This is a genomic window from Monashia sp. NPDC004114 (genome assembly GCF_053603855.1).
In genome coordinates, this window is the sequence record NZ_JBSGGK010000001.1 from 552,313 (window position 1) to 571,172 (window position 18,860).

General features: G+C 69.2%; 18 protein-coding genes. 4 read left to right on the forward strand and 14 right to left on the reverse strand.

The annotated features are described in order from the left end of the window. Nucleotides 1-124: 124 nt before the first annotated feature. From ACWEOW_RS02450 to ACWEOW_RS02470, 5 genes are all read right to left on the reverse strand, one after another. Complete coding sequence (locus tag ACWEOW_RS02450; RefSeq protein ID WP_452267544.1) at nucleotides 125-1,105, reverse strand: LacI family DNA-binding transcriptional regulator; 981 nt, start codon at nucleotides 1,103-1,105, stop codon at nucleotides 125-127. Between the two features lies 1 nt (nucleotide 1,106). Then, nucleotides 1,107-2,999, reverse strand: coding sequence for a glycoside hydrolase family 13 protein (locus ACWEOW_RS02455; protein ID WP_452267545.1), 1,893 nt, complete (start codon nucleotides 2,997-2,999; stop codon nucleotides 1,107-1,109). Further along, on the reverse strand, nucleotides 2,996-3,910 hold the full coding sequence (locus ACWEOW_RS02460; RefSeq protein WP_452267546.1) for a sugar ABC transporter permease: 915 nt from the start codon (nucleotides 3,908-3,910) through the stop codon (nucleotides 2,996-2,998). The genes ACWEOW_RS02455 and ACWEOW_RS02460 overlap by 4 nt, the downstream gene beginning before the upstream one ends. A 1-nt stretch (nucleotide 3,911) precedes the next feature. Beyond that, nucleotides 3,912-5,468 carry an ABC transporter permease subunit gene (locus ACWEOW_RS02465; RefSeq protein WP_452267547.1) on the reverse strand — a complete coding sequence of 519 codons (1,557 nt, stop codon included), beginning with the start codon at nucleotides 5,466-5,468 and terminating at the stop codon, nucleotides 3,912-3,914. Nucleotides 5,469-5,579: 111 nt separating this feature from the next. Continuing rightward, a complete protein-coding gene (locus ACWEOW_RS02470) occupies nucleotides 5,580-6,887 on the reverse strand; it encodes a sugar ABC transporter substrate-binding protein (protein WP_452267548.1) in 1,308 nt (435 codons plus the stop codon). A 326-nt stretch (nucleotides 6,888-7,213) separates the two neighbouring features. Between ACWEOW_RS02470 and ACWEOW_RS02475 the strand changes: the two genes are divergently transcribed. Continuing rightward, nucleotides 7,214-8,317 (forward strand): ABC transporter ATP-binding protein, encoded by a 1,104-nt coding sequence (locus ACWEOW_RS02475; protein WP_452267549.1) that lies wholly within the window; start codon nucleotides 7,214-7,216, stop codon nucleotides 8,315-8,317. Nucleotides 8,318-8,456: 139 nt separating this feature from the next. Further along, the gene (locus ACWEOW_RS02480) at nucleotides 8,457-9,701 is read left to right on the forward strand and encodes a DUF4032 domain-containing protein (RefSeq protein ID WP_452267550.1); all 1,245 of its coding nucleotides are present in this window, start codon (nucleotides 8,457-8,459) and stop codon (nucleotides 9,699-9,701) included. Here ACWEOW_RS02480 and ACWEOW_RS02485 read toward each other — a convergent pair. From ACWEOW_RS02485 to cysS, 4 genes are all read right to left on the reverse strand, one after another. After that, nucleotides 9,685-10,203: a vitamin K epoxide reductase family protein gene (locus tag ACWEOW_RS02485; protein WP_452267551.1), complete on the reverse strand. Its 519-nt coding sequence runs from the start codon at nucleotides 10,201-10,203 to the stop codon at nucleotides 9,685-9,687. The genes ACWEOW_RS02480 and ACWEOW_RS02485 overlap by 17 nt on opposite strands. Before the next feature lie 4 nt (nucleotides 10,204-10,207). Beyond that, complete coding sequence (locus ACWEOW_RS02490) at nucleotides 10,208-11,062, reverse strand: DUF929 family protein (RefSeq protein WP_452267552.1); 855 nt, start codon at nucleotides 11,060-11,062, stop codon at nucleotides 10,208-10,210. 135 nt (nucleotides 11,063-11,197) lie between these two features. After that, nucleotides 11,198-12,166: a 23S rRNA (guanosine(2251)-2'-O)-methyltransferase RlmB gene (gene rlmB, locus ACWEOW_RS02495; protein WP_452267553.1), complete on the reverse strand. Its 969-nt coding sequence runs from the start codon at nucleotides 12,164-12,166 to the stop codon at nucleotides 11,198-11,200. Between the two features lies 1 nt (nucleotide 12,167). After that, nucleotides 12,168-13,622, reverse strand: a complete 1,455-nt coding sequence (gene cysS, locus ACWEOW_RS02500; protein WP_452267554.1) for a cysteine--tRNA ligase — start codon at nucleotides 13,620-13,622, stop codon at nucleotides 12,168-12,170. 69 nt (nucleotides 13,623-13,691) lie between these two features. Between cysS and ACWEOW_RS02505 the strand changes: the two genes are divergently transcribed. Continuing rightward, nucleotides 13,692-14,447, forward strand: coding sequence for a hypothetical protein (locus ACWEOW_RS02505; protein WP_452267555.1), 756 nt, complete (start codon nucleotides 13,692-13,694; stop codon nucleotides 14,445-14,447). 54 nt (nucleotides 14,448-14,501) lie between these two features. On the opposite strand, the gene ispF is transcribed toward ACWEOW_RS02505, so the two are convergent. The 4 genes from ispF to ACWEOW_RS02525 are packed head-to-tail and all read right to left on the reverse strand — an operon-like array spanning nucleotide 14,502 to nucleotide 17,127. Further along, a complete protein-coding gene (gene ispF, locus ACWEOW_RS02510) occupies nucleotides 14,502-15,053 on the reverse strand; it encodes a 2-C-methyl-D-erythritol 2,4-cyclodiphosphate synthase (protein ID WP_452267556.1) in 552 nt (183 codons plus the stop codon). After that, a complete protein-coding gene (locus ACWEOW_RS02515) occupies nucleotides 15,053-15,877 on the reverse strand; it encodes an SDR family NAD(P)-dependent oxidoreductase (protein WP_452267557.1) in 825 nt (274 codons plus the stop codon). Before ACWEOW_RS02515 ends, ispF begins: the two co-directional genes overlap by 1 nt. Nucleotides 15,878-15,893: 16 nt before the next feature. Beyond that, on the reverse strand, nucleotides 15,894-16,634 hold the full coding sequence (gene ispD, locus ACWEOW_RS02520; protein WP_452267612.1) for a 2-C-methyl-D-erythritol 4-phosphate cytidylyltransferase: 741 nt from the start codon (nucleotides 16,632-16,634) through the stop codon (nucleotides 15,894-15,896). Between the two features lie 10 nt (nucleotides 16,635-16,644). After that, on the reverse strand, nucleotides 16,645-17,127 hold the full coding sequence (locus tag ACWEOW_RS02525) for a CarD family transcriptional regulator (protein WP_013493734.1): 483 nt from the start codon (nucleotides 17,125-17,127) through the stop codon (nucleotides 16,645-16,647). A gap of 385 nt (nucleotides 17,128-17,512) precedes the next feature. On the opposite strand from ACWEOW_RS02525, the gene ACWEOW_RS02530 reads away from it, so the two are divergent. Beyond that, nucleotides 17,513-18,034, forward strand: coding sequence for a hypothetical protein (locus ACWEOW_RS02530; protein WP_452267558.1), 522 nt, complete (start codon nucleotides 17,513-17,515; stop codon nucleotides 18,032-18,034). 76 nt (nucleotides 18,035-18,110) lie between these two features. Here the strand turns inward: ACWEOW_RS02530 and ACWEOW_RS02535 are convergent, their stop codons facing one another. After that, entirely contained in the window at nucleotides 18,111-18,794 is a 684-nt protein-coding gene (locus ACWEOW_RS02535; protein ID WP_452267559.1) for a response regulator transcription factor, read from the reverse strand. Nucleotides 18,795-18,860: the final 66 nt, after the last annotated feature.

Here is an 18,860-nt window from a genome sequence, read left to right on the forward strand (position 1 = left end):
GAGTGGGCGCTCCGTCCCACACCTCTTCGTCGAGTGGGCGCTCCGTCCCACCCGTTCCAGCGGAAGGTGGGCCTTGCGCTGGAACTCGTGGGACGGAGCGCCCACTCGACGGTGGAAAGGCGCGTCAGCGGTTGCGGACCGCTCCTGTCGAGCCGCGGACGACGAGCTCGGGCCGGAAGACGTACTCGGCCCGAGGCGAGGGCTGCCCGGCGATCTCGTCGAGGAGGGCGCGCACGGTCGCCGCGCTCATCGCGTTGACGCTCTGGCGGACCGTCGTCAGGGGCGGGTCGGTGAACGCGATGAGCGTCGAGTCGTCGTAGCCCACGACGGAGAAGTCCCTCGGCACCTGAAGGCCCCTCTTGCGTGCCTCACGGATCGCACCCAGCGCCATCAGGTCGGACCCGCACACGACGGCGGTCGCGCCTCGGTCGACGGAGAACAGCGACCGCTCGATGAGGTGGTCGACGTCCGAGCGGCCGGTCAGCTCCTGCATCGAGTGGCGGAAGCCGGCGATCTTCCTGATGACCGGCACGTACCGGTCCGGCCCGACAGCCAGCCCGATCTCCTTGTGCCCCAGGCTGACCAGGTGCTCCAACGCGAGCCCCATCGACGCGACGTCGTCGTTGGAGATGAACGGCGCGTCGACCCCTTCGATGTACCCGTTGACGAGCACGAGCGGGAGACCACGCTCACGGAGCGCGACGTACCGGTCCGGGTCGGTCGTCGTGTCCGCGTGCAGACCGGAGATGAAGATGATCCCGGCCACGCCGCGTTCGAGCAGCATCTGGACGTAGTCGTCCTCGTGCACTCCGCCGGCGACCTGCGTGCAGAGCACCGGGGTGTATCCGTTCTGCGCGAGGGAGTTCTCGATGATCTGCGCGAACGCGGGGAAGATCGGGTTCGTCAGCTCGGGGACGATGAGCCCGACGAGCCCGGCACTCTTTCGCCGCAGGCGACTTGGACGGTCGTAGCCCAGCACGTCCAGCGCGGTCAGGACCGCCTGGCGGGTGGACTCTGCGACCCCTGGCTTGCCGTTGAGGACGCGTGAGACCGTCGCTTCGGAGACGTTCGCCTGGTCAGCAATGTCCTTCAGCCGTGCCTTCACGTCACCTCCTCCTTCGCCGCGGGTGGCGGGCCCCCTCGTCGGCCGGCTTCCACGTCCATACCCTGACAAGCGGCCCCCCAGCGCTCAGTGTGACAGCCCGCGTCCCGACCTTCGGTGCGGATCCGTATGCCGGTGTGCCCGTGTCGATCCCGGCTAGATGCCGCGTGTCGAGCACGATCGGCTCGTGAGCCCCTCGCGCCACGTGCACGAGCGCCACCTCGTCGAGCGTCTCCCGCAGGAACACGATGGCTTCGCCGTCGGCATGAACCCAGCGCAAGCCACCCCGGCGCAGCGCGACCGACCTGTGCCGCGCGGCGATGAGGCCACGGTAGACCTCGAGAATCCTGGTGTCCCAGCCATTTCCGTCCCACTGCATGGTGCGCCGGCCGTCCTCGCCGAACGCACCCTCCATGCCGATCTCGTCGCCGTACGTCATCATCGGCATCGACGGCATGGTGAACAGCAGTCCGGCGGCGACGTCCACGAGCCTGGGGTCGTCCCCGACCAGCGTGCGGATGCGGGTCACGTCGTGCGAGCCGACAAGGTTCCAGGAGTGGACGAGCGACTGCCACGCGATGCGGGAGGTGAAGTCGCGCATCGTCTCGACGACCGCACCGGCCTCCAGGACCGGCAGAGGTGCCGGGGCCCCCATGGTCATGGGGTCCTTGTCCTCCTGGCGCAGCCAGTTCCACACCGGCTTGCAGAAGCCGGCGTAGTTCATCACGCCGTGCCAGCCGTCGCCCGGCATGTCGTGGGTGTAGTCGTGGAAGTGCTCGCCGACGAGCAGTGCCTCGGGCGCCCACCGCGCGAGTGAGCCGCGCATCTGCCGGGCGACCTCGTGGTTGACGTCGGTCGCGCGCCAGCGCCCGGTCATGTTCGCGACGTCGACCCGCCACCCGTCGAGGCTGCCGCTGCGCCCGAGCCACTTGCGCACGACGCCGTTGCGGTCCTCGAAGATCCGCTTGCGCAGGTCGTGGTCGAGGTGGTTCAGCTTCGGCAGCGACCGCACCCCGAGCCACGCGACGTAGTCGCCGTCCTCCCAGATGTAGTAGCCGCGCTCGGGCCGCTTGCGACCGTCGGGACCGGCGGCCGCGAGGAACCACTCGTGGGCGTTGCCCGTGTGGTTCGTCGTGAAGTCGCCCATGACCTTCATGCCCCGCGCGTGCGCCGCGGCCGTGAGGCGGCGCAGCGCCGGGTCGCCGCCGACGAGCGGGTCGACCCTGTCGAAGGTCGTGGCGTCGTAGCGGTGGTTGGACCGGGCGGGGAAGAACGGCGTGAAGTAGATGACGTCGACGCCGAGCGACTCGAGATGGTCGAGGTGCTCGATCACCCCGTCGAGGTCTCCCCCGTAGAACTGGTGGGCGACTGCCTTGGAGCTCGTGTCGACGGGGGCGTCCCAGCTGGCGGGGATGGCCCACTCCGGCAACGCCCGCCGGTCGGCAGCCCTAGAGCGGGCGAAGCGGTCGGGGAAGATCTGGTAGACGACGCAGTCGAGGGACCAGTCCGGTGGCGGCGCGTCGCCCGCCACGAGGCGGAAGTCGCTCGCATCCGGCACGTCCCGATGGTGCACACCGGTCCCGTTGAGCCAGGCGTACTTCGTCGGGCCGCCGACGAGCAGGAACCGGTAGTTGGTGACCGGGTTGTGGCAGACGACCGTGACCTTCCACCACGCGTCGGTGGCGGTCGTCTTCACGAGGCGGGCGCTGCGGAACTGGTTCTCCCCGTCGGGAGCGGTGCGCACGTGCACCGAGTCGATCTCGCACTCGAGCGGCACGCGCACGAGCAGGTCGACGCGGTCGCCGAGGCGGGGCGTCTGGTTGGAGACGTACCGCCCCGACCCGTCGTGATGTGGCTGGGTGAGCCACGCGTGCTGGCGGGCCGGGGCAGGGCTCACTTGACCGAACCTGCGGTGAGTCCGCCGACGAGGAACCGCTGGACGGCGAAGTAGAGGGCCATCACCGGCACCGAGGCGAGCAGCGCGCCGGCGCAGAAGGCGCCGAAGTACTTGTTCTTGTCAGCCTTGAGCAGGGCCCACAGACCGACGGCCAGCGTCTGGTTCTCGGCGTCCTTGAGGAAGATGCTCGCAAGGAGGAACTCGCTGAAGAGCCCGACGAACGCGAGCATCCCGACGGTCGCCAGGATCGGCAGCACCAGCCGCAGGATGATCGTGAAGAAGATCCTGGCGTGGCTCGCGCCGTCGACCTTTGCTGCCTCGTCGAGCTCGCGCGGCACCGTGTCGAAATAGCCCTTGAAGAGCCACACGATGGCGCCCATGGCGCCGCCGAGGTAGGCGATCATCAGGCCGATCTGGGTGTTCAGGCCGATGGCGGGGATCGAGTCGCCGATGTAGTCGAAGGTGAGGTACATCGCGACGAACGCCAGCATCACCGGGAACATCTGCGCGAGCAGCAGCGTCATGAGCCCGCCGCGGCGGCCGTAGAAGCGCATCCGGGAGAAGGCGTATGCCGCTGCCGCACCGATGAAGACGCTGGCGAACGCTCCGACGCCGGCGATGAAGAGCGTGTTCTTGTACCAGGCCCAGTACGGCCGGATGTCGAACAGCTGGGTGAAGTTGTCGGTGCCGATGTTGTTCGGCAGCAGCTGCGTCGTGCTCAGGGTGCCCGACGGGTTGAACGCTGCCGAGACGATGAACACGATCGGGAAGAGCGCCCAGATGAGCGCGATGATGGCCAGCACGTACTTCCACCAGGTGCCCGAGCGCTTCTTCTCGCCGACGGCGTGGACGACGTTGGCGGCCTCGAGCTCGGCGGAGGTGGTGATGCCGGAGGTCGTGGTGGTGCTCATGTCAGTTCACCTCTTCCAGGGCCTTGGTCTGACGGAAGCCGATGTAGGACAGCACGGCCACGATCATGAAGATGAAGATCGAGATCGCCGCGGCATACCCGAAGTTCGGCGCGGCGCTGGTGAAGGCGAGGCGGTACGCGTAGGTGATGAGCAGGTCGGTCGACCCGATCGCGCTCTGGTTGTTCTCGAACGGACCGCCCTCGGTCATGAGGTAGATCACCGTGAAGTTGTTGAAGTTGAAGGCGAACGACGCGATGAGCAGCGGACCGACCGCGACCAGGACCAGCGGCATGACGATCGACCGGATCGTGCGGAACCCGCTCGCACCGTCGATCGCCGCAGCCTCCTTGACGTCGCCCGGGATCGCCTGCAGAGCGCCCGTGCACACGATGAACATGTAGGGGAAGCCGAGCCACAGGTTGGCGATGAGGATGGCCACCTTGGCCGCGTAGCCGTTGCCGAGCCAGTCGACGTCCAGGCCGAGCGCATTGTTGATCAACCCGAACTGCTGGTTGAACATCGAGGCCCAGACCAGCGCGGAGACGAAGCCGGGCAGCGCGTAGGGCAGCACGAGCAGCGTCCGCATCACCCGCCTGCCCTTGAGCCGTTCGTCGTTGAACAGCAGCGCGAGCGCCAGGCCGAGCAGGAACGTCGTCAGCACCGACATGAAGGCGAACAGCAGGTTCCAGCCGAAGATCTTGAGGAAGCCGGCTCGCAGCGTCTCGTTGGTCAGGGCGTTGGTGAAGTTCTTGAAGCCGACGTTCTCCTTCCAGCCCTGCGGAAGCTTGTCGGTCGAGTCCGAGACGTTGACCCACGACGCGTTCGACGGCCCGTACACCTTCGCCGGCTGGCCGCTGGCCTCCGTGCGGGTGTCGGTGATCCGGTCGGTCTTGGGGTCGTACGTCGCGGCGGGTTTGCCTTCGAAAGCCTCGGACAGGCCCACTCGTTTGATCGCCGCACCGCCCGTAGTCGGGACCGCGAAGTCGTCGAGGTCCTGGCGGGCGTTGACTTGTCGGCCGTTGAGGATCGTGTAGCCGTTCACCGCCGTGACGCGACCCGTGGCCCCCTTGGTCACGTCGCTGGCAGGGAGCTCGGTGAGCCCGTCCTTCGTGCCGGCATACACCTTGTTGGTCGTCGGGTTGGTCAGGATGTAGACCGGGTCACCCGTGGTGATGTCGTCGCCGGCCTTGACCGCGACGCTGAGGGCGTAGCGCGGCTGGCCCTGCACCTCCTCGACCGACGAGGAGACGATCGCCTTGATCGACTCCTCCTTGGTGAGGCTGTGGCCGTCGCCCCAGTTGGTGAACGCCGTCGTGGCCGTGAAGACCGCCGGCCAGATCTGGAAGGCGAGGAAGAAGACGAGGCCCGGAAAGAGGTACTTCGCCGGGACGTTGCGGCGCGAGGCGTAGATGAGGAGCACGGCGAGGCCGACGAGGCCGAGGACAACCGTGCCGAGCAGCTGGCCGTTCGCGGCGAACAGGCCGGCCATATAGATGATCACAGCCATCACGGCCACGATGATGACCCATTTGAGCACGACGTAAGGGGAGCGATTCATCGTTGAATCTCCGTCAAGGAGGAGGAGCGGCGGGGGCGGCTCCGCGGACGGTGACCAAGAGATGTGCTCTCGGTCACCGCCCGCGGGGATTGCTCAGGTGACGTCGGGGCGTCAGCCCTTGGCGATGTTCGCGATGATCTCCTGCGCGGCGGCGTCGAAGCGGGCCTTCGGGCCGGTCTTCTGGGAGATGACGTCAGCACCGGCCTGGCCGAGCGGGCCCCACACCGAGTTCATGGCGGGGATGTTCGGCATGGGCAGGGCGCCCTGGCCGGCCTGGAACCAGGCGGCGACGTCGGGGTCGCTCTTGGCGACCTCCTGGTAGGCCTCGGTCAGGGCCGGCGGACGGTGACCGACGTTGAACAGGTCGACCTGCAGGTCCTTGTTCGGGACGTACTTGGTGACGAACTCCTCGGCGAAGGCCTTGTTCTTGGCCTTGGACGAGACGTAGAACATCTGGACGCCGAGGAACGGCTCCATCTTTCCGCCGTTGATCGTCGGCAGCGGCGAGATGGCGTACTTGATGTTCGCCTTCTTGGCCTTGTCGATCGCCCACGGGCCGGTGATGAAGTACGGGTACTTGCCCGAGTCGAAGAGCGCGTCGGAGTTGGTGCCGTCGACGTTGGTCGTCAGGACCTTCTCCTTGCCGAGCTTCGCGAGCTCGTTGGCGCCCTTGATGGAGCCGGGGCTGTTGACGATGACCTTGTTCGGGTCGTAGTCGCCGTTGGACTTCTGCGCGAAGATGCCGCCGTCGAACGCCTTGAGGTAGGGGTACGTGTAGTAGGCGTTGCCGGTCTTGCCGACCTCCTGCACGACGATGCCGTCGGCCTTGCCGGCAGCCATCAGGGCCTTGCCCTTGGTGATCATGTCCTCGTAGCTCGCGGGAGCGTTCGGCGCGAGCGCGGTGTTGCGGACCAGGCCGATGTTCTCGACGGCGTAGGGGACGCCGTAGATCTGGCCGTTGAACTTGGTGGCCTTGATGGCGTCCGGAGCGAACTTGGCCTGGATGTCGGGCGCGAGGTTGATCGGCGACACGGCGTTGTTCTGGACGAGCTCGCCGAGCCAGTCGTGCGCACCGACGATGACGTCAGGGCCCTTGCCGGCGTTCGTCGCGTCCTTGAAGTTGGCGCGGACGTCGGGGGCCACCTGGACGGCGACCTTGATGCCCTGCTCCTGGCCGAACTGGTCGGCGTACTTCTGGATCGCCGCCGCACGGTCGTTGTCGGTCCAGATCACGAGGTCGACCGAGGCGTCACGAACCGGGGCAGCGGTCGTGCTCGCCGGTGCGGGGGCCGCGGAGGTCGTCGTGGTCGTCGATCCAGCGGGGGTCTGAGACGCGGAGGGCGTCGACCCACCGCAGGCGCTGAGGGCCAGGGCGGCAACACCCGTGACGGCTGCAGCACCGAGCGCACGCTTGTGCATGGATTCTCCTTTGAAGCCTGGTGGCACACGCCGCCACCGGTTGTGGCGCCGAATGTAGCAAGAACTTGCAGTATGAGCCACCGGCTCTTGCAGCAAGTTTTTGCAACGTTCTGGACACATCCTGGGCTCAGGACGGCAACGACGGGGACGGCATACGGACCCCCTCGGATGGCCCCCCAGGTGGACTCCCCGGTGGACCCGGGTGGACCTGGGGTGGTCAACCCCGCCCGCATGGGACATGATGGCGATGCCCGCTCACCCGGGTGGGTTCCCTTTACAACGGATCGTCCGGCACGTTCCTGCCGGTGAAGGAAGGCAATGAAGCCATGGCAACAGTGACGTTCGACAACGCGACGAGGCAGTACCCGGGCAACCCGGTCCCGTCGGTCGACAAGCTCAACATCGAGATCGCGGACGGAGAGTTCCTCGTTCTCGTCGGTCCCTCCGGGTGTGGCAAGTCCACGTCCCTGCGCATGCTCGCCGGCCTCGAAGAGGTCAACGGCGGCCGCATCCTGATCGGTGACCGCGACGTGACGAACCTGTCCCCCAAGGACCGCGACGTCGCGATGGTGTTCCAGAACTACGCGCTCTACCCGCACATGTCGGTGGCCGACAACATGGGCTTCGCGCTCAAGATCGCCGGCGTCGACAAGGCGGAGATCCGCAAGCGCGTCGAGGAGGCCGCCAAGATCCTCGACCTCACCCCCTACCTCGAGCGCAAGCCGAAGGCCCTCTCTGGTGGTCAGCGTCAGCGTGTGGCCATGGGCCGCGCGATCGTCCGCTCGCCCCAGGTGTTCCTCATGGACGAGCCGCTGTCGAACCTCGACGCCAAGCTCCGCGTCCAGACGCGCACCCAGATCGCCTCGCTGCAGCGGCGGCTGGGTGTCACGACGGTCTACGTCACGCACGACCAGGTCGAGGCCATGACGATGGGTGACCGCGTCGCGGTTCTCAAGGACGGCATCCTCCAGCAGTGCGACAGCCCGCGCCGCATGTACGACCACCCCGCCAACGTGTTCGTCGCGGGCTTCATCGGCTCGCCGGCCATGAACCTGCTCGACGTGCCCATCGTCGACGGCGGCGTCGACCTCGGCGGCCACACGCTGCCCGTCGAGCGCGACCACCTCAAGGACGCCGGCTCGCACGTGACGCTCGGTGTTCGCCCCGAGGACCTCGAGGTTGCCGAGGACGGCCACGGCGTCGCCGTCACGGTCGACGTGGTCGAGGAGCTCGGTGCCGACGCGTACATCTACGGCTCCACCAAGGCCCACCAGGTCGACTCCGACGGCACCGAGGAGATGTCCACGCCGTTCATCGCGCGCGTCGACGGCCGTCGTCCCCCGGAGAAGGGCCAGGTCGTGAACCTTCGGCCCAAGCAGGGTCACGTCCACCTGTTCAACGCCGAGTCGGGCATCCGCCTGGGCGACTGACGCACAAGCCGGCTTTCCGAGCCGGTATGCCGCTGGGCCGGCACCCGTCGACGGGTGCCGGCCCAGCGCCGTTGCGGCACCTGGCACCGCTCCGCGGACTCGAACGACGCCTCGCCGTGCCGCGTGCCACGATGGGTGCGTGACTCTCGAGATCACCACGGCCCGGCCGGAGTCGGCCCTGCTCGACCTGCCCTGGTCGACACCCCTCGAGGAGTGGCCGGAGAGCACGCTCGCGGCGCTCCCGCGCGGCATCTCCCGGCACGTGGTCCGGTTCGTCCGGCTCGGCAACCGCGTGCTGGCCGTCAAGGAGATCAAGGACGACATCGCCGACCGCGAGTACGCCATGCTGCGCAACCTGCGCCGGCTCGAGGTGCCCTCGGTCGAGCCGTTCGGGGTGGTGCACGGCAGGGCGACCGACGACGGCGAGCCGCTCGACGCCTGCCTGGTCACCCGGCACCTGCAGTTCTCGCTGCCGTACCGCGCCCTGTACAGCCAGAACCTGCGACCCGACACGGCGGTGCGCCTCATGGACGCCCTCGCCCTGCTGCTCGTCCGGCTTCACCTCGAGGGCTTCTGGTGGGGGGATGTGTCCCTGTCGAACACCCTGTTCCGGCGCGACGCCGGCGCGTTCGCGGCATACCTCGTCGACGCCGAGACCGGCGAGCTCCACCCGCGGCTGTCGGACGGGCAGCGGGAGCACGACCTCGACATCGCCCGCGTCAACATCGCCGGCGAGCTCATGGACCTCTCAGCGGGCGGTTTCCTCGAGGAGCAGGCCGACCCGTTCGAGGTGTCCGGCTCGATCATCGACCGCTACCACGCGCTGTGGCAGGCGCTGACCGGCACCGAGCGTTTCGAGCTCGGTGACCGGTGGCGGGTCGACGAGCGCATCCGCCGGCTCAACGAGCTGGGCTTCGACGTCGACGAGCTCTCGATCCGGACCGACATCGGCGGCACCGAGATCCAGATCACCCCGAAGGTCGTCGACGCGGGCCACCACTCCCGCCGCCTGCTCCGGCTCACGGGGCTGGACGTCGGCGAGAACCAGGCCCGCCGCCTGCTCAACGATCTGGACGCCTACTCCGCGGCCACCGACCAGCAGGGCGTCGACGAGGAGCTCGTCGCCCACGAGTGGCTCGCCCGGGTCTACGAGCCGACGACACGGGCGGTCCCGCGTGAGCTGCTCGGGCGTCTCGAGCCCGCCGAGCTGTTCCACGAGGTGCTGGAGCACCGCTGGTATCTCAGCGAGCGCGCCGGCCACGACATGCCGATCGAAGATGCGCTGCGCGACTACGTCGCGACGGTGCTGCCGAAGAAGCCCGAGGAGAAGGCCGTGCTCGGCGTCGACACGATGGAGCTGCCGGTCATCAGCCGCCTCGACTGACCCTCGCGTCCCGCTTCTCCACGGGACCCGACAGGATCTGCCCGAAGAGCACGACCATCCACAGCGCGAAGGTCGCGACGTGAACCGCCGTGCACCACAGGCAGATCGCGTTGATCCGGAAGAGCTCGGCCCAGACCAGGTAGAGCACCATGCCGAGGCCGATGGTCACCCAGACGAGGCGGACGGCGTCGAGCCAGCCCTCGGGCCGCCGCCACGTCCCCGGCAGACAGAGCCCGAGCGCGACCACGAAGAAGACCAGCCCGAGCAGCGCGACCGGGACACCCATGAAGGTGCTCCACGCGCTCGTGGTCACCTTCGCGCAGTCGATGATGCCGCCGATGCTGCACGCGAGGGTCGCGTTGTTCGTGAAGTGCTCGTAGGTGAGGTAGACCGACGTCCCGAGCCCGATGATGACGAGCACGAGCGAGGTGGGGGCGAGCCAGCGGGGCCGGACGCGGACGAACTGGGTCTGCTCGGCCGAGGCCGTGCTCTGGCGGCTCATGTCGTCAGTTCTTCAGCAGCACGCTCGCGGACATGACGCCCGGGCTCGTACACACGTTGGTCGGCTGGCCCTTGGTCAGCTGGCACAGCTGCGCGGAGATCATGTTGATCGCAGGGTCCATCGTCTTGCCGATGTCGGACTTCGGGTCCTGGATGCCGGCGATGATCTGGTCGTACGTCTTGCCGTCGAGGGCGTTGGCGTCGACCGTTGCGCCGTTGGTGGCGTGGGTGCCGCCGAAGTTGATCCAGGGGATGCCGCCACCGGGGTTGTACTTGGTGAACAGCGCCAGGTTGTCGCCGTCGAGGGTCTGCAGCGGCTGCCCCTCACGGTCCTGGGTCTCCACAGCCTCGAAGGCCAGCTTGTCACTGTCGAACTTGGCCTTGGCGAACGACCACGTCGGGGTGTCCGGGTGCACGTCGGTCGAGGAGCTCGTCGTGGGGGTCAGCCCGCTGAACGTGCCGAACCTCGACATCGCTCCGATCAGGGCCCAGCGCTCCATGGCGCAGAACGGGCAGTACTCGGCGCCGACGTAGAGCACCTTGGGCTTGCCGTCCTGGGTCAGCGGTGTGCCGCCCTGCAGCGGCTGGGGAGCCTGCTGTGGCGTCGGGGCGACCGCGGAGTCGAGCGTCGAGACGGGCAGCGTCGTCAGCTTGGCGAGCGCCGCGTCAGCGCCGGTGGCAGCCGGAGCCGCCGGCTTGGGCCGGTTGGCGATGACGACACCCAGGGTCACCGCGATGATGACGACCACGACCGCGACGACCGCCGCGATCACCTGCTTGCGCTGTCGCTCCTGTCGCGCCGCTTCGGCGCGCAGCTGCGCTGCCCGAGCCGCTGTCTCGGCGCGGTTGCTCTTGGCCACAATGGTTCCTTTGGTCGTCGTCATGCCCTGGCGCGGTGCGGGCCCAATACTACGTACCGTAGTTGTCGCGCCGAGAGCACTGTACCTGGGTCCACTGATCAAGCGTCGGGCACGCCCGATGAGTTCCCGCGGACCTCAGCGGCGGCGCTGCCGGGCGATCTCGTACAGCGTTACGCCGGTCGCGAGCCCGGCGTTGAGCGACTCGACGGTCGAGCTCATCGGGATCGACACGATCTGGTCGCACGTCTCCCGTACGAGCCGGGAGAGGCCCTTGCCCTCCGAGCCCGTGACGATGACGAGCGGCTCCGAGGCCAGCGACAGGTCGGGCAGGTCGACGTCGCCGTCCATGTCGAGGCCGAGCACGAAGAAACCGGCCTTCTTGAACTCCTCGAGCGCGCGGGTGAGGTTGCCGGCCTTGGCGACCGGGATGCGCGCCGCGGCCCCGGCGGACGTCTTCCACGCGGAGGCGGTCATCCCCACCGACCGCCGCTCCGGCACGACGACGCCGTGGCCGCCGAAGGCGGCGACCGAGCGGATGATCGCCCCGAGGTTGCGGGGGTCGGTGATGCCGTCGAGAGCCACCACGAGAGGTATGCCGGACTGCTCGGGATCGATGAGGTCCGCCGGGTCGGCGTAGTCGTACGGCGGCACCTGCAGCGCCAGGCCCTGGTGCACCGCGCCGTCGGTCAGCCGGTCGAGCTCACCCCGTGGCGTCTCGAGAATGGCCAGACCCCGCTCGCTGGCGAGCTTGAGCGCCTCTTTGACCCGGTCGTCGGAGTCGATCCTCGTCGCGATGTACATCGTCGACACGGGGATGTCGGCGCGCAGCGCCTCGACGACGGAGTTGCGCCCGGCGACGATCTCGCTCGATCCCTTGGCACGCCGGCTCGGTCGCGCCCCGGCCCCAGCGCGGCCACCGGTCTGGGGGCCCGAGCGCTTGGCGACGGCCCTGGCGCGCTTGTGCGCTGCGTGATACTCCCGGTCGACCGCCTTGGGGGTCGGCCCCTTGCCCTCGAGGCCACGCTTGCGCTGGCCCCCCGAGCCGACCGTCGGCTTCTTGCCGCCCTTGCGCACGGCACCGCGCCGCTGTGAGTTGCCAGGCATGTCAGGCCCCCGTTCCGTTGCCGCGCTCTGGGCGGACCAGCGACCATTGCGGTCCGGACGGCGTGTCAGTGATGGCGATGCCGACGCTGGCCAGATGGTCGCGGATCTCGTCGGCACGGGCGAAGTCGCGCTCCTGACGTGCCGCCTGCCGCGCGTCCAGCTGGACCCGGACCAGCGCATCCAGCGCTGCCTCGGCGGCGGCGTCATCGGCGGCCGCATCACGGGAGCTCCAGTGCGACGCAAGCGGGTTCACGCCGAGCACGTCGGTCATCGCGACGACGGACGCCGCCGCGGCGAGGGCCGCTTCGTCGTCGTCCTCGTCGAGCGCGCTGTTGCCGGCGCGGACGGTGTCGTGCACCACGGCAAGGGCACCGGACACCCCGAGGTCGTCGTCCATCGACGCTACGAACTCCGCCGGGAGCGACGCCGCCGCGCGGATCTCGTGACCGGGAGACCTCCGGGCGGCTCGCTCGAGGAACCCCTCGATGCGCTCGACCGCCGCGGCAGCCTCCTCGAGCGAACCCGAGTGGTACTCGATCATCGAGCGGTAATGGGCCGCGGTGAGGTAGTAGCGCAGCACGATCGGGCGCGTGTGCTCGAGCAGGTGGCGCACCTCGAGAGCGTTGCCGAGCGACTTGCCCATCTTCTCGCCCTTGACCGTGACCCAGCCGTTGTGCAGCCAGTACCGGGCGAACCCGAGCCCGGCGGCGCGCGACTGGGCCTGCTCGTTCTCGTGGTGTGGGAAGCGCAGGTCGATGCCGCCGCCGTGGATGTCGAACTCGTCACCGAGCCAGCGCCGGGCCATGGCCGAGCACTCGAGATGCCAGCCCGGGCGGCCGGGACCGAACGGGGTCGGCCAGGAGGCGTTCTCCGGCTCGTCGGACTTGCGACCTTTCCAGAGTGCGAAGTCGCGCGGGTCTCGCTTGCCTCTCGGGTCGGCGTCGTCGGCGCTGGCCATGTCGTCGAGCGACTGGTTGGACAGCGAGCCGTACTCCGGCCAGGACCTCACGTCGAAGTAGACGTCGCCGCTGTGGTCGGGAGCGACGTAGGCGTGGCCCTTGTCGATCAGGGTCTCCATGAGCGAGATCATGTCGGGCACGTGGCCGGTGGCACGGGGCTCGTAGGTCGCCGGCTCCACCCCGAGCGCATCGAGAGCCTCGGTGGTGAGGCGTTCGTTGCGATAGGTGAGCGCGAACCACGGCTCGCCCGCCTCGGCGGCCTTGCGAAGCACCTTGTCGTCGATGTCGGTGACGTTGCGCACGAGGGTGACGTCGTAGCCGTGGCCCGTCTCGAGCCACCGCCGGAGGACGTCGAAGGCGACGGCGAACCGGATGTGCCCGATGTGCGGAGCGCCCTGCGTCGTGAGCCCACAGATGTACATACCGACCTTGCCGGCCTCGCGCGGCGTGAAGTCGCGCAGCTCCCGGGTGGCGGTGTCGAACAGTCGTAGGCTCACCCGCCGAAGTCTATCGGCGCTCGCCGTCGAGCCCGACCACGCGAACCCGCCTGCCGATACGCTGCGGACATGGCTGCGCCGAGGCTCTCCAGCTACGAGCGACTCGACGGTCGGGAGGTCCGGGCGGTCATCCGCTACCTCGGCGAGCGGATCGACGAGTACCTCCCGAACCACCGCGGCCTGCGCGCGTCCACGGACCAGCTGGGCCGCCTGGTGGACGACCTGCTCGACCGGGAGCGCACCGCTCCGCGCCGTCGCCGCATCGTCGTCTGGGTATGCCGGGTGCTCATCGTGGTCGTCATCGTGACCGTCGCGCTCACCGTCGGTGCGGCCGTGCGGGACGCGATCGGCGACCGGGGCGCGCTGCACGCGTTCGAGTGGCTGCCGGTGGTCGAGAGCGGCGTCAACGACCTGGTCTTCGCGGGCATCGCCATCTGGTTCCTGTTGTCGCTCGCCGACCGTCTGGTCCGCAACGAGCTGCTGCGCCGCCTGCACCGACTCCGGTCGCTGGCCCACATCATCGACATGCACCAGATGAGCAAGGACCCGGCCGCCCTGCTGCCGGACACCGAGGCCGGCACCCCGGCCGGACGCGACGTGATCAGCCCGCGCACCCTGTCGGTGCGCGACTACGGCATCTATCTCGACTACTGCTCCGAGCTGCTCTCCCTGACCGCGAAGGCCGCCGCGCTCTGCGCCGAGGAGTCGACGGACGCGCTCGTGCTCGACACGGTCAGCGAGATCGAGAACCTGACGAATGGGATGAGCCGCAAGATCTGGCAGAAGATCAGCCTGCTGCGCGACACCCCCGCCCCGCGCGCCTGACCACCCTCGCCCGCCCACTCCCGTCGTTCGAGGTATTCCGGCCGGGGACCGAGGTCAGAGCGCGGGGGTCGCGACCGTCGGGACGACCAAGGCCGTCGCGATGGCTGCCAGGCCCTCGCCGCGTCCGGTGAGGCCGAGCCCGTCGGTGGTCGTGCCGCTGACGGACACCGTGGCACCGGCGGCCGCACCAAGCGCCGCCTCCGCCTCGGCTCGCCGGCTGCCGACCTTGGGCCGGTTGCCGACGACCTGCACGGCGATGTTGCCGATCTCGAAGCCGGACGACCGCACCAGCCGGGCGGCCTCGGCGAGAAGGGTCACGCCTGAGGCACCGGCGAGCTCCGGCCGGGACGTGCCGAAGTGAGCACCGAGGTCGCCGATCCCAGCCGCCGAGAAGAGCGCGTCGCAGGCCGCGTGGGCGGCGACATCTGCGTCGGAGTGGCCGTCGAGGCCGAGCTCTCCGGGCCAGCGCAGGCCGGCGACCCACAGCTCGCGGTCCGACCCGGCCGGGGCGAACGCGTGGACGTCGACGCCGACGCCGACCCGAGGCAGCGGCATACGGACGCCGGGAACGAGAGCCTCGGACGCGCCGGGCGCGGAGTCCGCCATCAGGCCTCCTTCCAGTCGATCGGCCCGCGGTGCACCTTGTGCGGTGCCGCCTGTGCCACCGGCTTGATGACCATGCTGTCGATGTTGACGTGCTGGGGCAGGCCGACGACGAAGCCGACGCACTCCGCGATGTCCTCGGCGACGAGGGGACGGTCGACCCCTTCGTAGACCTTGTCCGCCGCCGCCCGGTCGCCGTGCAGCCGGGTCAGCGAGAACTCCTCGGTCTGCACCATGCCGGGCCGGATGTCGGCCACTCGGATGTTCTCTCCGTTGAGCTCGAGCCGGAGGGTCTCGGAGACCACCGAGGTGCCGTGCTTGGCTGCGACGTAGCCGGCCCCGCCCTCGTAGACCCGCTCGCCGGCGATCGAGCTGATGTCGATGATGGTGGCTCGCGCCGAGCGGCGCAGCAACGGCAGCACGGCCTGGACGACCCGCATCGTGCCGACGACGTTCGTGGCGAACATCTGCTCCCACTCGTCCGGGTCGCCGTCCTCGACCCGGGTCACGCCGAGCGCGCCGCCGGCGTTGTTGACCACGACGTCACAGCGCTCGAGCGTGGCGACCGCGGCCGCCACCGACTCGGCGTCCGTGACGTCCATGACGACCCCGCGGGCCACCGGGCCGGCCACGTCGCCGATGGTGTCGCCGATGGTGCCGGCGATGGCGTCGACGACCTGGTCGAGCTTCTCGCGGCGCCGCCCCGCGACCACGACGTCGAAACCGTCGCTCGCGAGCCGACGTGCGATGGCCGCGCCGATGCCGGTGCCGCCTCCGGTGATCAGGGCCAGAGGCCGGGACTGCGCTGCGCTGGGGTCGCTCGTCACTCCCCGAGGATATGCGTCACCCGAGCAGGCGCGACGCGGCGTCGAGGTCACCGGGCGTGGTCACCTTCATCGCGAGCGGGTCGCCGGCGACGACGACCACCGGCTCGCCGAGCAGCTCGACCAGGCCGGCGTCGTCGGTCACGCCGCCTGGAGCCGACCCACTTCGCCGGAGACCAGCGTGGGCCCGTTCGAGCACGTCGCGCCGGAAGCCTTGCGGCGTCTGGATGGCGCGCAGGGTGGCCCGGTCTGGCGTGCTGACCACCACTCCCTGAGCGTCGACCTGCTTGACGGTGTCGACGACCGGCGTGCCGGGGACCACGGCGACAGCGCCTCCGTCGACCGCTGCGACGACCCGCTCGAACAGGTCGACCGGGGTGAGGCATCGGGCGGCGTCGTGCACGAGCACGACCTCGACGGCCGCACCGAGCCGGTGCAGGCCGGCCAACACCGAGTCGCCTCGCTCGGCCCCGCCCGAGACCAGCGCCACCGGCACGCGTGAGTCGGCCGAGCGGCATACCTCGTCGGCGATGGCCTGTGCCTGCGCGAGGTGGCTGTCGGGCACGACCAGGACGACCTCGTCGACCGCCGGACACGCGAGAACCCCCCGCAGCGCGTGCCCGAGGATGGGCACCCCCGCGAGGGGCACGAACGCCTTGGGCTCGGAAGCCCCCAGGCGTGCGCCGGAGCCGGCCGCGACGACGATGACGCCGACGCGACCGGCTCCGACAGAGATGTTCAGTGCGTCTCGAGTGCTCAGGAAGCCCGGCTCAGGACGCCAGGACCTCGTCGAGGATCGACTCGGCCTTGTCCTCGTCGGTCTTCTCTGCGAGCGCGAGCTCGGACACGAGGATCTGACGCGCCTTGGCGAGCATCCGCTTCTCGCCTGCCGACAGGCCACGGTCCTGGTCGCGGCGCCACAGGTCGCGCACGACCTCGGCAACCTTGATGACGTCACCCGAGGCAAGCTTCTCGAGGTTCGCCTTGTAGCGGCGGGACCAGTTGGTCGGCTCCTCCGTGTGGGGAGCCCGCAGGACCTCGAACACCCGGTCGAGACCCTCCTGGCCGACGACGTCGCGGACGCCCACGAGGTCGCAGTTCTCGGCTGGCACTTCGATCGTCAGGTCACCCTGAGCGACCTTGAGCTTGAGGTAGAGCTTGTCCTCTCCCTTGATCGTGCGTGTGTTGATCTCCTCGATCAGTGCAGCCCCGTGGTGGGGGTACACGACCGTCTCGCCGACCTTGAAAACCATCTGCTGTTTTCCCCTTTCGCGACCTCCAGATTATCACGATCCGGATGACAGCGCGATCTCAGGATCGTGCATCTGCGCAGGTCAGAGCCCTAACCGGACGCCTTCTCGCCATCCGAGCCGTCTTGACAGATGGGCTCTCGCGTGCATCAGCCGGGCCCGGGCGACGACGCCGAGGCCCCTCTGGTATGCCGTCCGGTCGCGTCCCAGGGGCAGGCGCCCGTCCGCTCGCCCTGCGTCCCGGGCGCCGTTCCGGTAGCCGGGCGACCACCGGCGCGGGGGCTTTCGGGAGCCACTCGAGCCGGTCCGGAGGGTGCTGCGGAATCGTTGTCGAGCAGCTCGGTGGGTGTGCGGGTCGAGGCGCAGGGCCGCCGGTAGGCTGTCGCCCGTGAAGCGTCGATTCCCCGCCCAGGCCACTGCGCGTCGCCCGATCTCCCGGCAGGTGTCGGCGCTGCTCGCCGGCGCCGCCGTCGTCGCTGTGACGGCCGGATGCCAGGCCAGCTCGCCCGTCCAGACGGACGTCCCCTACGTGCCCGCCGACGGGGTCCCGGTCGATGTCGGCCAGCTGGCCATCCGCGACCTGCTGCTGGTCGGCGACGGCTCCGGCCCGGCCGTGATCTCGGGTTCGGCCATCAACCTCGGCGACGGCTCCATGACCGTCAAGATCGCACCACAGGCCGCCTCGGGCTCCTCGTCGACGCCGACCTCCTCGGAGTTCCAGCTCGGCCCGCGCGAGCAGGTCAACCTCTCCACCAAGGGCCTGGAGATCTCCCAGCTCTCCGGCAAGCCGGGCACGCTCGTGCCGGTCACGGTCACGTCGAGCACCAGCGGGAGCGCGGTCGCCGACGTGCCCATCCTCCTGCCGGAGCACTATTACTCCACGGTGACGCCGAGCCCGACGGGTTCCTGACCCAGCCTCTGACGAGCCCCGCAGACTCTGACGGGCGCCGCAGACTCTGACGAGAGGCGCAGTGCTGCGGCTCTCGTCAGCTCGCCTCGAACTTGTAGCCCAGACCCCGCACGGTGACGATGTGGACCGGGTTGGCCGGGTCGGGCTCGATCTTGGCGCGCAGCCGCTTGATGTGGACGTCGAGCGTCTTGGTGTCGCCCACGTAGTCGCTGCCCCACACGCGGTCGATCAGCTGCATCCGGGTGAGCACGCGGCCCGAGTTGCGCAGCAGCATCTCGAGCAGCTCGAACTCCTTGAGCGGCAGCGAGGCGGAACGTCCCTGGACGCTCACCGTGTGGCGTTCGACGTCCATCCGGACGGGACCGGACTCGAGCGTCGAGGGCAACAGGTCCTCGGGCTCGCTGAGCCGGCGCAGCACGGCCTTGACCCGAGCCAGCAGCTCACGGCTGGAGTAGGGCTTGGTGACGTAGTCGTCGGCCCCGATCTCCAGGCCGACGACCTTGTCGATCTCGCTGTCCTTGGCGGTCAGCATGATGACCGGCACCGACGAGCGCTGGCGCAGTGCACGGCATACGTCGACCCCGGACAGGCCCGGGAGCATGAGGTCGAGCAGGACGAGGTCGGCGCCGTTCTTGTCGAACTCGGCGAGGCCGTCGGGGCCGGTCTCGGCGATGGCGACGTCGTATCCCTCCTTCTTGAGGAGGTAGGACAGGGGGTCGGAGAACGACACCTCGTCCTCGACGATGAGAATGCGACTCAAGGCTGACCTCTCGGGGCTCAGGCGGCAGTGCGGCGATGGTTCAGGGGTGGGTTGCTCAGGGTGGGT